The 11,585-nt window shown below is 70.0% G+C and carries 9 protein-coding genes, 1 tRNA gene and 1 pseudogene; 5 read left to right on the top strand and 6 right to left on the bottom strand.

What is annotated here, in order from left to right:
* Positions 1-279: pseudogene (locus ACWF62_RS18335) on the top strand (DEAD/DEAH box helicase); the annotation flags it as partial.
* 52 nt (positions 280-331) lie between these two features.
* Here ACWF62_RS18335 and ACWF62_RS18330 read toward each other — a convergent pair.
* The gene (locus tag ACWF62_RS18330) at positions 332-1,027 is read right to left on the bottom strand and encodes a GAP family protein (protein WP_452630882.1); all 696 of its coding nucleotides are present in this window, start codon (positions 1,025-1,027) and stop codon (positions 332-334) included.
* 137 nt (positions 1,028-1,164) lie between these two features.
* Here ACWF62_RS18330 and ACWF62_RS18325 point away from each other — a divergent pair, with 137 nt between their 5' ends.
* A complete protein-coding gene (locus ACWF62_RS18325; RefSeq protein WP_378571557.1) occupies positions 1,165-2,484 on the top strand; it encodes a metal-dependent hydrolase family protein in 1,320 nt (439 codons plus the stop codon).
* A gap of 5 nt (positions 2,485-2,489) precedes the next feature.
* A complete protein-coding gene (locus ACWF62_RS18320; protein WP_452630881.1) occupies positions 2,490-4,049 on the top strand; it encodes an SLC13 family permease in 1,560 nt (519 codons plus the stop codon).
* Between the two features lie 27 nt (positions 4,050-4,076).
* On the opposite strand, the gene ACWF62_RS18315 is transcribed toward ACWF62_RS18320, so the two are convergent.
* Positions 4,077-5,105: a CobW family GTP-binding protein gene (locus tag ACWF62_RS18315; RefSeq protein ID WP_452630880.1), complete on the bottom strand. Its 1,029-nt coding sequence runs from the start codon at positions 5,103-5,105 to the stop codon at positions 4,077-4,079.
* 220 nt (positions 5,106-5,325) lie between these two features.
* Here ACWF62_RS18315 and ACWF62_RS18310 point away from each other — a divergent pair, with 220 nt between their 5' ends.
* Positions 5,326-5,967, top strand: a complete 642-nt coding sequence (locus tag ACWF62_RS18310) for a hypothetical protein (RefSeq protein ID WP_378507030.1) — start codon at positions 5,326-5,328, stop codon at positions 5,965-5,967.
* Between the two features lie 78 nt (positions 5,968-6,045).
* Here the strand turns inward: ACWF62_RS18310 and ACWF62_RS18305 are convergent, their stop codons facing one another.
* The 3 genes from ACWF62_RS18305 to ACWF62_RS18295 form a co-directional block, all read right to left on the bottom strand.
* On the bottom strand, positions 6,046-7,158 hold the full coding sequence (locus tag ACWF62_RS18305; protein WP_452630884.1) for an N-acetylmuramoyl-L-alanine amidase: 1,113 nt from the start codon (positions 7,156-7,158) through the stop codon (positions 6,046-6,048).
* Between the two features lie 196 nt (positions 7,159-7,354).
* Complete coding sequence (locus ACWF62_RS18300) at positions 7,355-8,917, bottom strand: YfcC family protein (RefSeq protein ID WP_452630878.1); 1,563 nt, start codon at positions 8,915-8,917, stop codon at positions 7,355-7,357.
* Positions 8,914-10,287, bottom strand: coding sequence for a M20/M25/M40 family metallo-hydrolase (locus ACWF62_RS18295; RefSeq protein ID WP_452630876.1), 1,374 nt, complete (start codon positions 10,285-10,287; stop codon positions 8,914-8,916). Before ACWF62_RS18295 ends, ACWF62_RS18300 begins: the two co-directional genes overlap by 4 nt.
* A 161-nt stretch (positions 10,288-10,448) precedes the next feature.
* Between ACWF62_RS18295 and ACWF62_RS18290 the strand changes: the two genes are divergently transcribed.
* Positions 10,449-11,291, top strand: a complete 843-nt coding sequence (locus ACWF62_RS18290; RefSeq protein WP_378507028.1) for an SgcJ/EcaC family oxidoreductase — start codon at positions 10,449-10,451, stop codon at positions 11,289-11,291.
* 59 nt (positions 11,292-11,350) lie between these two features.
* On the opposite strand, the gene ACWF62_RS18285 is transcribed toward ACWF62_RS18290, so the two are convergent.
* A tRNA-Ala gene (locus ACWF62_RS18285) sits at positions 11,351-11,423 on the bottom strand.
* Between the last annotated feature and the right edge of the window lie 162 nt (positions 11,424-11,585).

Raw genomic sequence — 11,585 nt, 5'->3', positions numbered from 1 at the left:
GGCCAGAACGGCGGCCGCCCGACATCCGACGGCGGCGGCCGGCGCCGCGGTCAGGGCGCGACGGACGGCACCCGCGGCGGCGCGGACGCATCCGCGGCGCGCGGCACCCGCGGCGGCGGCCGGGGCCGTGGCCAGTCCGCGGCGGGCCAGCAGCGGTCGTCGAACCAGCGCGGATCCGGCCAGGGGTCGGTCACCGTCTACAGCAGCGACACCGGGTACACCGGCGCCGGGCAGGGCGGCGGCAGCAACCAGCGGCGCCGCCGCGCCACCCGCCCGTAACTCCCGCCGTCCGCGCCCCGATGCGGTCGCATCGGAGCGCGGACACCCGGCGCTATCCGGTCAGGGCCAGGCCCTCGCCGAGGAAGTACGCGCCAAGGACCAGCAGCACCACCAGCGTGATCGCGGTCATGTTCCTCTCGATCCACGCCCTGGTGTCCCCCAACGCCGAGTCGATCCGGTGACCGGCGACGATGCGAACGCTGAGTGGCACAATCACGCCCGCCGACGCTAGCAGCGCGAATACCGCCGCCGCACCGGCGGACTCGGCGGACGCGAGCGGAGCGGCGCCCAGCGCCGCACCGGCGCTGACCGCGAGGGGAATGTTCTTCACGACGAGCAACCCCTGCGCGACGCCCAGACCGAAACATCCGATCGTGCCGATGCCGTCGAGGCGATCGAGGAGGCCGGGCTTGCTCGCCTTCCCCTCCGAGTCCGACCGCTCCGGTGCGGGCCGTTTGATCCAGGCCACCGCGGCCAGCCCGAAGAACAGCGCCGCGAACACCAGTTGGACGACGTTGATGCCGTCCGCGGTCTGCTCCGGGTGGTCGTCGTCGACGGTGTCGATCACCGCCGCCGCGATCGCGGTGATCGACAGCAACGCGAGGAACCACCCGAGGCCGAACAGGGACGTCTTGATCCTGCCTCGGTCACCGAGCAGAAGCACGATCGCGGTGGTCACCGCGAAGGGGCTGAGCGCCAGCCCCATTGCGTAGGTCGTCGTTTCTCCCACCGCTGACCACATGGTCATGCCGCCTTCATTTCTCACGTGCCCGTTCGATACTCGCGCCGACACTACGCCCGGCACGCACCATGCCGCCCGAACCATCCCCCCGGTCGCCGGATAGGGTCGCACCTACCTGTCAACGCGGTTGGAGAAGCACGCCCATGGTCGCACCATTCGCAGTCACCCACGTGTCCGTCGTCACCGGCGACGACGTCGGGACCGTTCACTCCGACTGGACCGTCGTCGTGAATTCGTCGGGCACAATCGAGTACGCGGGGCCTGCCTCCGATGCCCAGATCCCGCCCGGATACCGGAGCATCGACGGCTCGGGCCGCTACCTGCTGCCCGGCATCATCAACGCGCACGCCCACCTGTTCGCCGACGGGAAGCCGCTGCCGAAGATCTACACCCGGCCGCGGACCGCCCTGCTCGCCACCAAGTTCCTGCACAGCCCGCTCGGACGCCGCATGCTGCGGCGCCGCACCAAGACCAATCTGCTCACCCAGCTGCATACCGGCGTGACCACCATCCGCAGCGTCGGTGACGTCGGCGACGAGGTGATCGAGGCCAGGAACGCCATCGAGCGCGGCGAGTACGTCGGCCCCCGCATCATGCCGTCGGGTCCGTTGATGGCGATCACCGGCGGTCACGGCGCCCCGCAGATCGCGCACGTCTGCGACGTCCCCTCGCAGGGACGCCGGTCCACCCGTGAGAACCTCGATCGCGGCGCGCAGACCATCAAGATCTCCGCGACCGGCGGGGTCACCGATGCCACCGAGGTCGGGCATGCGGGCAAGCCGGAGATGAGCGAGGAGGGCATGCGGGCGATCTGCGACGAGGCGCACGCCCGCGGGGTACTGGTCGCCGCCCATGCGCAGGGAGTCGAGGGGGTGATCGCCGCGCTGCGCGCCGGTGTCGACACCATCGAGCACGGCAGCAGCATGAACGACGAGGCGATCGCGCTCTATAAGGACAACCCGAACTCGCTGCGCGGCTACTCGGCGATGATCCCGACGCTGCAGGCCTGCCTGCCGCTGGTGAAGCTGCCGCAGTCGGTGACCGGCGCCGATGACATCGTGCTGGCGAACGCGAAACTCGTTCTCGACGAGATGGTGTCGGGCATCCGGTCGGCCCTCGACAACGGCATCGTGCTCGGCATGGGCACCGACTCCGCGGTGACCTATGTGACGCACTCGAACACCTGGCGCGAGCTCGACCTGCTGGTCCGCTACGGCGGCCTCACCCCGGTGCAGGCGCTGCACGCCGCCACCGCCGCGAACGCGCGGATCCTCGGCCTCGACGACCGGATCGGCTCAATCGAGGACGGGAAGGACGCCGACCTGGTGCTCCTCGACGGCAACCCGCTCGAGGACATGCGTGCCCTCGCCGCGCCCCGCGCGGTCGCCGCCCGCGGCACCCTGATCGAGGACCTGCGCCCGGCCCGGATCCCGGAGATCGACGCCCGGTTCGACACCTTCTAGACGCCGTGGATCCCATCCTGGCGACCGTCCTGGTCCTGCTCGCCGCGATCGTCGCGTTCGTCACGAACAGGGTGTCACCGGCGGTGGTCGCGCTGGGGGTCGCGCTCGCGCTGTACGCCACCGGCGCCGTGACATTCGAGCAGACGATCGCCGGGTTCGGCGATCCGATCGTCGTCTACCTGGCCGGGCTGTTCGTGATCAGCGAGGCGCTCGACTCGACCGGGGTGACGGCGTGGGCGGGGCAGCAGCTGACCCGCCGGGTCGGGGACAAGCGGTCGTCGGTGCTGATCGCGCTGATGCTGCTGTCCGCGGTCCTGACCGCGCTGATCAGTGTCAACGGCACCGTCGCCGCCCTGGTCCCGGTGGGCGTCGCGCTGGCCGCCCGGCTGCGGCAGCCACCGTCGCAGCTCCTGATCCCGCTCGCGTTTGCCGCGCATGCGGGGTCGATGCTCACCATGCTCGGCACCCCGATCAACGTCCTCGTGTCGGAACTGTCCGTCGAGGCCGGATCGCGGCCGTTCGGCTTCTTCGAGTTCGCGCTGGTCGGGGTGCCGTTGCTGATCGGTGTCGTCGTGATCGTGGTGCTCCTCGGGCCACGACTGCTGCCGCACCGGTATCCCGCGAACGCGCCCCGCAACCTCGGCGATCACGCCGAAACACTCGCCCGCGACTACGCGCTGCCCCCGGACTCCGCCCGCATCGGCTACGAGGACGGCGTCATCGAGATCGTGATCCCGCCCCGGTCCCCGTTCGTCGGCGACCTCGTGTACCCGGGAATGCGCACCGAATCCGGGGAACTGGTGGTCACCGCCGTCCGCCGCGGCGAGGACCGTATCGACCGCACCCACCTGCGCACCGGCGACATCCTGGTGCTGCGCGGCACCTGGGAGGACCTCGAGCGCAAGGCGGGCAACCCCGGCGTCCTCCCCGTCGATTCCCCGGACCGGATCCGGCGGCAGTCCGTGCACCTCGGCGCCCGCTCCTACGTGTCCGTCGCGGTCCTCGTCGCCATGTGCGGGTTCCTGGCGTTCGACGTGTTCCCGCCCGCGATCGTGGTCCTATTCGCGAGCGCAATCCTCGTCGGGTCCCGGGTCGTGACGATGAGCCAGGTGCAGAGTTCGGTATCGCTGACCACGCTGATCGTGGTGGCCGGGATGATCCCGATGTCCACCGCGCTGCAGACCAGCGGTGCGGCCGAGCAGATCTCGTCGGCACTGGTGTCTTGGTTCGGCGCGAGCTCACCGCATCTGCTGCTCGCCAGCATCGTGCTGCTGGTCATCGTCCTCGGGCAGTTTCTCAGCAACCTCGCGACCGTGCTCATCGTCGCCCCCGTCGCTGTCGCCGTCGCGGAGAGTACCGGCGTGTCGATCCTGCCGATGATGATGATGGCCATCACTGTCGCGGGGGCGGCGTCGTTCCTCACCCCGGTCGCGACCGCGGGCAACCTGATGGTTCAGGACCCAGGCGACTACCGGTTCGGCGACTACTGGAAGCTCGGATTACCCTGCGCCGCACTGTTTGCGGCCGTCGCGGTGTTCCTCGTCCCACTGATCTGGCCGTTCTGACCCGCGGCCCGCTGACGACCGGACCCGTCAGTCTCCGACGACGTAGCGGTGCACGCCCGTCATGGCCTCGGCACCGCTCACGTGCGCCGGTTCCGCGACGCACGCGCCGAGCCTGCGCAGCGCCGCGTCGCCGTCGAGGCCGGAGCCGATCAGGACCAGCTCGGTGCCGCGGTCGCGGCCCCGGCCCCATGGGGTGCGGTCGAAGCGGATGTGCCGCCCGACGGTCTGCAGCAGGTAGCGCTGGGTGTGGCCCGGGATGCCGAAGTACACCGCACCCTTCATGCGGTACAGCCCGGCGGGCGGGTCCTCCAGGAATCGCACCAGGGCCCGCGGATCGATCGGATCCCTGCTGGTGAACGACACGCTGCGGTACTGGTCGTGCAGGTGCTCGTGCTCCCCGCACTCGTGATGCCGCTCGAGCAGCAGCTCGTCGAGGCTCAGCTGGCGGGGGCCGTCGTCGACGCGGACGACCTCGTCGAAGAGCAGCCGGGGATCGATCCGGCCGTGCGTCGTCTCCAGCATCGGGGATCGGTCGTTCAGGCCGGCGACCCGCTCCCGCACTGCGTCGGCCACCGCCCCGTCGCACAGGTCGATCTTGTTGAGCACCAATAGATCCGCCATCCGCACGTGCAGATCCAGTTCCGGATGCCGCGCGCTGGCGTCGTCGATCCCTGCCGCGTCGACCACGACGACCAGGCCCCCGAAACCGATGCCCGGATTATCGCTGGCGAGGAGCATGCGGACCATCGTGCGCGGCTCGGCGAGTCCGCTCGCCTCGATCACAATGACGTCGAGGTCCGCGCGGGTGAGCCGGTCCAGCATCGCATCCAGCTCACCGACGTCGACGGCGCAGCACAGGCAGCCGTTGCTCAGCGCCACCGTCGAGTCGACCTGACCGGCGACCATCATCGCGTCGATATTGACGGCGCCGAAGTCGTTGACGATCACCCCGATCCGCACCCCGTGGTCGCCGCGGAGCAGATGGTTCAGCAGGCTGGTCTTCCCGGAGCCGAGGAATCCGGCCACCAGCACCACCGGAATCCGCCGCCGTGCCACCCGCTCTCCTCCCGTCCGTCATCACCGTTTCGCTGAAATAGTAGTGAACTCGGTTACGGCAATGTGAACACCGGGTTGCGCACCCTTTCGCGCCGGTGGTTCGCGTCACATCCGCAGGTCTCGGCGTTGCGGATCATCGCCGGGTCACGCTGTAATAACGGCGCCCACAGGGCTTTCGGCACACTCCTCGCGATCTCGCGGGCACTCTTTCAAGGGGTACATGATGAAGTTGACGCGCACCGCGACCCTGGTCGCCACCGTCGGCCTTGCACTGGGCGCGGGCAGCGGCATCGCGATCGCCGCGCCCGCCGAGGGCGGGACGGGATCCACCGCGATCGAGACGATCGAGCGCGCCGCCACCCAGGAGGACGCCAACGGCGCGGTCCAGACCGCGGTCGGCGAGATGACCGTCAAGGGCCTGCGGGAGTGCGGGCTCGGTGCGCTGATCGGCAAGACCACCGACGAGATGAGTGTCAAGAACGTCGCGGTCTTCGTCGGCGCGATGGGCAAGCGCGTCGTCGCCCTCGTCGAGGGGCCCGCCGCCCTGGTCTCGGTCGCCGCGGGCGGCTGCGTCGAACGCACCCTCCTCGCCTTCGACGTCAGCAGCGGGTCCGCCGCGGCGGGCGGATCGGTCGCCTCCCTCGCGCTGGGCGGCTTCCTCGGCACCGGCTCGCTGGCCTCCGCCTCATCCGACACCGGGTCGAGCGCCGCCGGCCTGCTCGACTCCGCCTCGTCCGATACCGGCTCCGCCGACGCCGCCTCGTCCGACACCGGGTCGCTCGACACCGGTTCGCTCGGTGCGGATCTCGAGGCGAGCGGGGCCGTCTCCGACGCGCTCTTCGCCGGTTCCGCGGGAGCCTGATTCACCGAGGTACCCGTCACCGAGCGAGGGCCGGACACCATGCAGGTGTCCGGCCCTCGCCACGTTCGGCGGTGCGCGTCAACCGAGTTCGTCGAGCAGCGTTGCGATCAGGTCCGCGAAGATGCCGAGGTTCTCCGCCGTCGCCAGGTCCCGCATTCCGTCCGGGCCGAGCGTGGACAGCAGCGTCTGGAGTGCGGTGAGCCCCTGGGCCAGCAGGGCCTCGGGCTCTGCCGCGGCCGGCCGCTCGTCCGTGCCGGGTGTGCTGGTGGTCGGTGCGGTCGTCGTCGGGGACGCCGGGGCTTGCGGGGCCGCGACGGCCGAATCGTCGACGGTGCCAGGGTCGATGGCGGTGGCCGGTGCGGCGGCCTCCGCGGTCGCGGGGGCGCCTGCCCCGTCCGTGCCCATCAGGAAGTCGACGGCACCGACGATGATCGCGACGGCGTGCTTGAGTCGGCCGTCGGCGCTGTCGAGGACCGCCGCGTCGGCGGGATTCGACCCGTTGCCCATCTCCACGAACGCGAGCGGCACCGTGGTCAGCGCGGGTCCGGCGATGTCGGCGCGGCTCTGCAACCCGTCCACCACCCCGGCATAGTTCGCCGCGGTGAAGCCGCCGGCGAGGTAGGCGTCCCGGATCGCCGTCGACGCGGCGAGCCCGGGGCCCGACTGCACCTCGTCGACCCGCGCGTCGGGGATCGGCAGGGTCGGCACGATCAGGTGGAAGCCGTTCCTGTTGTCGTCCTCGCCCGCGACGGTCGAGTCGGCGTGGATGCTCACCGCGAGATCCGCGCCCGACGCGTTCGCGGCGCGGGCCCGCTCGTCCACGCAGCCACCCCACCCGGTGTCGTCCTGTCTGCTCAATTCGACCGTCGCACCGAGCTTCTCGAGGCCCGCCTTGACGAGTTGGGAGACGTCCCAGGTGACGGTGTGCTCGGGCGTCCCGCCGAGGGTGGTCATGCCGGTGGTCTGGCAGTCCTTGGTCCCGCCGCGGCCGTCGTCGACCTGCCGCGCCAGGTTCTCGTCGTGGCCGGTGCCCTGATGACCGGGGTCGAGGAAGATCATCCTCCCGGTGAGCGGGGTGAGCGGTGCGACGGTCGCGGGGTCGGCGGCCGGATCGGCGAGCGCGGTCGGCGGGAGCAGCGCGGCGGTCACGGCGACCGCGGAGGCGGCGGCCCCGATGGTCCAGGTGGTCAGTTTCATGGGCGTCGACGGACGCACGACGGGCGGGACGCCCCGGCGCCGCTCTCCTTCCGGCGGGTAACGGCAGCACTGCCACAGCAGTCACTCTTGTCACATGCGGATCCAGTGAAGCACCCGTCGCGCGGTATCGGGCGGCGCGCGCCGCGGTTTCCGGCGAACTGTTGGCGTTCCGTGATCTCGACTCGCACGTTCAGTCGAAGGCCGCGGCGAGGCCGAGGATCACGCAGACCACGACGAAATTCGCCACCAGCAGCGGCCACACGAACCTCAGATACTTGTCGTAGCCCACCTTTGCCATCGCCAAGCCGCCGACCACCACCACGTTGGTCGGCGCGAACAGCAGCATCAGGCCGTGCCCCATCTGGAACGCGGTGATCACCAGATCCCGGCCGACACCCGCAAAGTCGCCGAGCGGGGCCAGCAACGGCATCGCCAGCGTGGCATGCCCCGACGACGAGGGGATCAGGAAGGCCAACGGAATGTTGACCACCGTCACCAGGATCGCGAACACGCCAGCCGACGCACCGCTGACGAGCTGCTCCATCGCGTTGAGCACCGTGTCGAGGGTCTGGGTGTTGTTGAGGATCACCGAGACACCGCGAGCAAGCAGGATCACGATCGCCGGGCCGATCATGTCCCCGGCGCCCTGGGTGATGAGCGAGACGACCTTCTTCTCCCCCATCCGCGCCACCACACCGACGATGATCGCGGCGAGGATGAACAGCATCGCCAGCTGCGGGAACCACCAGTTCAGCTCGAACCAGTAGGGCTCGGTGGCGACCTCGTGGTAGACGTCATATTCGGCCGCGGTCGTGGTGGCACCAAAGATCGCCGACCAGGGGATGACGGAGAAGATCATCAGCCCGAAGGTCAGCCCGGTGATGGCGAGCACGGACTTCTGGACGCCGGTCAGCGTCTGGTCCGGTTCCGGCGCGGGCGCCGCGTGCTCGCCCTCCGCCTCGGTGTCGAAGCCGACGATCGAGCGGCTCGGATCCTGCTGGACCCGCCGCGCGTAGCGGAGCACGAATGCGACCGCCATCGCGGTGAGCACGATCCACAGGACCACCCGCAACACGATGCCGTCACCGATCGACACCCCAGCCTCACCGGAGGCGACGCCGATCGAGAATGGGTTGACCGTCGAGGCCATCGCGCCGGTCAGCGCGCCGAGAATGATCGTGGCGGCGGCGACCATCCGGTCGTACCCGAGGGCGAGCATGAGGGGGGTGAGCAGCGCGTAGAACCCGAAGGTCTCGACGGAGAACCCCATCGTCGAGCCGAGCAGCGAGAACAACACCATGATCACCGTGATCAGCAGCCAGCCCTTGTCCCGCAGCCCGGCGGCAAGGCGGCCGACCGCGACCTCGAGGCTGCGGGTGGCGAAGCTCACCGAGATGAACGCGCCGAGCGCCAGGATGAACAGGATGACGCCGACCGACCCGAACATCCGGCCCAGGTTGTCGGGGTCGACGAACCCGGTACCGGTGTCCTGCAACCCGTAGAGGCCGTTGACGGGCGACAAGATCAGCTGCTGCACCCGCTCCCAGAACGACAGCGGCGCCGGGATTTCGGTGAACGTGCCGGGGATCGGCGCGCCATCGGCGTCGGTGTCGAACTGTCCGGCCGGGATGAACAGCGCCGCGATCCATACCAGGACGGCGACGATCGCGAGCACCGTCACCGCGCCGGGGAACTCGAATTTCTTCTTGGCGACCGGGCTGCTCCCACCCTCGGCCTTGGTATCGGTGCTCATGCCCGACCCCCCGCGTTGCGGGCGTACTCCTGGAAGAACACGGCCTTGGCGACAACGGCCTTTTCCAGTTCGTCGAGGAGCACCCGTTCGTTGGGGCCGTGGATGTTCGCGTAGCCGTCGGTGGCGCCGAACAGCAGTTTCTCCGCGTGGGGCACCGCGTGGTGCAATGCCATCACCAGCGGGATGGATCCGCCGCCCGCCATCAGCCCGGCGGGTTCGCCCCACGCCTGTTCGAGGGCGGTCATCGCGGCGTCAAAGCCCGGCCCGCCGGTGGGGGCCGAGAAGCCGTTGCCCACCTCACCCGCGGTGACGGTGAGGGCGACCCCGAACGGTCGCTGGGCTTCGAGGTGGCGGATCAGCGCCGCCTGCGCCTGCGCGGCACCCTGATCAGGATGGACCCGCAGGTTCAGTGCCGCCCGCGCCGTGCCGGCCACCGCGTTGATCGAACCCGTCACTGACGGCGCGTCGAACCCGATGACCGTGATCGCGGGCCCCGACCAGATGCGTTCACCGAGCCCGCCCGACCCCATCAAGGGGCGGCCGTCGAGGACCTCGGCGAGGGTGCGGAGTTCGTCCTCGGTGTAGGTCGCTCCGGTCCACTGTTCCCGCCGCAATCCCTCGACCGCGACGTCGCCCCTCTCGTCGTGCAGGGTGGCAAGCGCCCTGATCAGCGCGAGCCGTGCGTCGGGTGCGGCGCCGCCGTAGAGACCACTGTGCTTGTCGGTCGCCAGCGTGCTGGCCTCCACCGTGACCACCGCGGAGCCGCGGAGGGCGACGGTGAGGGTGGGCGATCCGGGGCGGACGCTACCGACGTCCGCGATGACCATCGCGTCCGCCTCGAACAGTTCCGGCGCCTCGATCGGGTAGTTGTCGAACGGGCTGCCGAACTCTTCCTGGCCCTCGAGGACGATCCTCAGCGTCACCGGCGGTGCACCGCCCCACACCCGCAGGGCGCCGAGGATGCTGACGATGTTGGCCTTCGAGTCCGCGGTGCCGCGACCGTAGATCGCGCCGTCGCGTTCGGTCGGTTCGAACGGCGGGCTCTGCCACAGGTCCGTGTCGTCGGCGGGGACGACGTCGTAGTGCGTGTACAGCAGCACCGTTGGCGCGGCGGCGGGCCCGGGCACGGTCGCCACGATCACCGGCGCCGTTTTGCCCTCGATGATCAGGTCCTCGATCTGCTCGACACCGGCGGCCCGCAACAACTCCACCACGAGGTCATGGGCCTCGAACAGCGGTGCCGACGGATAGCCGTCCGCGGCAATCGACGGGATCCGGACCAGCCGCGTCAGGTCGGCCTTCAGCTGGGGCATCAGCCCCGCCGCGGCACTCTTGAGTGCCGAATAGGACTGTGCAACTGCATCGGTCATGCCTGCTCCCCTGTGTGACGTGCACCATGCGGCTGTGGGGATTGTCGCCCGGAGAACGTCGGGAGCTCCGCATCTCGCCGCGAATCGATTCCCGTGCCGCGACATCCGGCGGCCACCAGACCCTTGACATCAAGTGCACTTGAAGTAGCACCCTTTGTCGCATGACAACCGAAACCGCCATCACCCTGCCCACCGAGACGGACGTTGCCCGCCTCCGCGACCTCGTCGCCGTCGTGCAGCGCACCCAACGCGCGGAAGACGTCGACGGCTTCCTCGCCCTGTTCGCACCCGACGCCGTGTGGGTCAACGGCGCGGGACGCCGCCTGGTCGGACTCGACGAGATCGCGGCCTTCACCCGACAGGTGCTGCCCGGCGCCATGGCGGACCAGTCCGTCCGCTACGACGTGGTGGACGTGCGCTTCCTGGCACCGGACATCGCGGTCACCAGCGTCGATCAGGAGGCCCTCACGCCGGAGGAGCAGTCGTTCTCACCGCGGCGCGAGGGTCGGCCGACGTACGTGTGGGCTCGGCGCGGCGGCGACTGGCTGCTCGTGCAGGGGCAGAACACCATCGTGGTTCGCCCCGACACGGAGGTCGGCAGTGACGTCTCGGCGGCGGACGCGGCCGCGCTGCGCGCCATCATCGCCAGGGTCGAGGACGGATTCAACCGCAACGACGCCGACCTGCTGCTCGGCGACATCGCACCGGACGCCCGCATCGTGAACGCGGCGGGCATGGAGGCCGCCGGGCTCGAGGAGATCGAGGAGACCACCCGGCGCGGGCTCGCGCATCCGTCCCTCCGCGACGCCACCGCGCACTACCGGGTCCACGGGATGTCGATGCTCGGACCCGACATCGCGGTCGCCAGCAAGCGCGCCTGGTCGACGGCGGACGCGGCCGACCGGGGCGAGGCTCCCGAAATGACGGCGCTGTACGTCTTCGCGCGGCGGGACGGCCGGTGGTGGATCATCCGCAGGCAGAACACGCTGGTCCCCACCGCCTAACCTCGGGCGGTACAGAAAGGAAAGACCCGGTCAGACATTGTCTGACCGGGTCTTCTCGGTGGAGCTAAGGGGACTCGAACCCCTGACCCCCACACTGCCAGTGTGGTGCGCTACCAGCTGCGCCATAGCCCCGTGTTCTGTTGTGCTCACCCGGTGTCCCGGGCCCGGCGGGAGCCTCGACCGTTTCGGGCCGTTCCGCTCTCGCCTGGAAAAAGTTACACCACCATCGGTCGACGCAACAAATCGGCTGGTCACCGACATTTCCTCCGGAGGCGAGCGCGGGCACCCGCCGGG

Source organism: Rhodococcus sp. NPDC054953 (assembly GCF_053609225.1).
The sequence above is the reverse complement of the archived record's forward strand: the minus strand, read 5'-3'. Positions and strand labels throughout refer to the sequence as shown.

Coding starts and splice junctions, on each gene's coding strand:
- ACWF62_RS18330 (WP_452630882.1), bottom strand. CDS start 1,027: ATGACCATGTGGTCAGCGGTGGGAGAAACGACGACCTACGCAATGGGG.
- ACWF62_RS18325 (WP_378571557.1), top strand. CDS start 1,165: ATGGTCGCACCATTCGCAGTCACCCACGTGTCCGTCGTCACCGGCGAC.
- ACWF62_RS18310 (WP_378507030.1), top strand. CDS start 5,326: ATGATGAAGTTGACGCGCACCGCGACCCTGGTCGCCACCGTCGGCCTT.
- ACWF62_RS18300 (WP_452630878.1), bottom strand. CDS start 8,917: ATGAGCACCGATACCAAGGCCGAGGGTGGGAGCAGCCCGGTCGCCAAG.
- ACWF62_RS18295 (WP_452630876.1), bottom strand. CDS start 10,287: ATGACCGATGCAGTTGCACAGTCCTATTCGGCACTCAAGAGTGCCGCG.
- ACWF62_RS18290 (WP_378507028.1), top strand. CDS start 10,449: ATGACAACCGAAACCGCCATCACCCTGCCCACCGAGACGGACGTTGCC.